We start from the raw sequence: 2167 nt of genomic DNA on the forward strand, positions 1-2167 counted from the left end.
GTGTCGGCAGCGGCAGCGTCGTCCAACGCAGCCGCGCCGGTTTCCGCAGCGTCATCGCCCTCGGCTTCGGCCGGCATGGCGCACTAGGAGACCGCTCATGCCGAGTTTTTTCATTAACCGCCCCGTCTTCGCCTGGGTCATCGCGATCCTGATCTCGCTGTTCGGCATCATCTCCGTTCACGGGATGGGTATTGATTCGTACCCGGACATCGCGCCGCCGGAGGTGACCGTCACCGCGCAGTATCCGGGCGCGAGCGCCCAGACGATGGAATCGACGGTGACCCAGGTGATCGAGCAGCAGCTCACCGGCATCGACAATCTGCTCTATTTCAGTTCGAACTCGAGCTCGAATGGCCAGACGCAGATCATCCTCACGTTCGCGACTGGCACCAACCCGGACATTGCCCAGGTGCAGGTGCAGAACAAGGTCACGCTCGCCGAGCCGTTGCTGCCTGCGCAGGTTACCCAGCAAGGGGTCGTTGTGGCGAAGGCGAGCCCGGACATTTTGATGTTCATCGCGCTGCAGTCAAACAGTCCGTCCATCGATGCCGGGCGCCTGAGCGATATTCTCGCGTCCCAGATTCAACCGAACATTGGCCGTGTGAACGGGGTCGGCAATACCACGCTGCTTGGCTCGGAGTACGCGATGCGCATCTGGCTCGACCCCGACAAGCTGCAGAGCTACGGGCTGTCGACGACCCAGGTGCTCAATGCCGTGACCGCGCAGAACGCGCAGTTCGCAGCCGGCTCGCTGGGCGCGGATCCGGCCGTGAGGGGGCAGGTATTTACGGCGACCGTGACGGGCGACAGCCTCTTTTCGTCGCTCAAGCAGTTCCAGGACATCATTATCGTCGCGAACAGCAACGGCACCACGGTCAAGCTCTCAGACGTGGCACGCATTTCGTTCGGCTCGCAGACGTATGGCTTCGCGCCGGTCTATAACGGCAAGGCGGCTGGCGGCATGGCGATTTTCCTGCTGCCGGGCGCCAATGCACTCGCGGTCGCGAAGTCAGTCAAAGCCGAGATGGCGATCCTGGCGAGGGATCTGCCGGAAGGCGTAGTGTGGAGCGTGCCCTATGACACGACGCCTTTCATCACCGCGTCGATCGTCGATGTGATCCGCACGCTCGTCGAGGCGATCGTGCTGGTGTTTTTCGTGATGCTGATCTTCCTGCAGAATCTGCGGGCCACGATCATTCCAACGCTCGTGATTCCGGTCGCGCTGCTTGGCACCTTCATTGGCCTGTCGGCGCTGCACTACACGCTCAACCAGTTGACGCTGTTCGGCATGGTGCTCGCGATCGGCATCGTGGTCGACGATGCGATCGTCGTGATCGAAAACGTCGAACGCATCATGACCGAGGAGCATATGGAGCCAAGGGAGGCGACCCGCAAGGCGATGGGCCAGATCACGGGCGCCATCGTCGCGATCACGGTGGTGCTGTCCGCCGTCTTCGTGCCGTCCGCGCTGCAGCCGGGCGCGACCGGCATCATCTACGCGCAGTTCGCACTGACGATCGCTGTATCGATGGGATTCTCCGCGTTCCTCGCGTTGTCCTTCACGCCTTCGCTGTGCGCGGCGATCTTGAGGCCCGAGCACGAGACGAAGAAGGGCGCGGTTTACCGCTGGTTCAACAGCAGTTTCGACTGGACGACGAAAAAGTATCTCGGCCATGCCGGCCGGGCCGTGAACCATGCGCCGCGCTGGATGGTGGCGTTTGTGCTCGTCGTGGTGCTGACGGGTTTCCTGTATACGAAGCTGCCGACCAGCTTCGTGCCCGACGAAGACCAGGGCTTTGTACTCGCACTCATCAACTTGCCACCCGGCTCGACGCTGCAACGTACCGATCACGTGATGGCCGAGGTGCGCGACAAGCTCGCGCACAGTGCGATCGGCAAGGAAATCGTGGGTATTTTCCAGCCGGAAGGCTTCAGCTTTGTCGGCACGAGTGAAAACGTCGGCATGTCGTTCATCAAGCTGGCGGACTGGGACAAGCGCCACGACACCGCGATGAAGCTGATTCCGCAGATCAATGGCATCCTGCATAGCATTCCCGATGCGCAGATCTTCGCGGTGAATCTGCCGACCATCCGCGGTCTCAGCCAGTTCGGCGGCATCGACATGTATCTGCAGGCACGGGCCGGGCAGTCGCGCGTGGAGCTCGGC

General features: G+C 62.0%; 1 protein-coding gene. It reads left to right on the forward strand.

The features are described from left to right. Positions 1–97: 97 nt before the first annotated feature. Positions 98–2167: efflux RND transporter permease subunit (locus tag WCA53_RS07780; RefSeq protein WP_423907639.1), on the forward strand; the 2070-nt coding region annotated here is incomplete at its 3' end.

It is taken from the genome of Caballeronia sp., from assembly GCF_049581465.1.
In the GTDB taxonomy this organism is placed as follows: domain Bacteria; phylum Pseudomonadota; class Gammaproteobacteria; order Burkholderiales; family Burkholderiaceae; genus Caballeronia.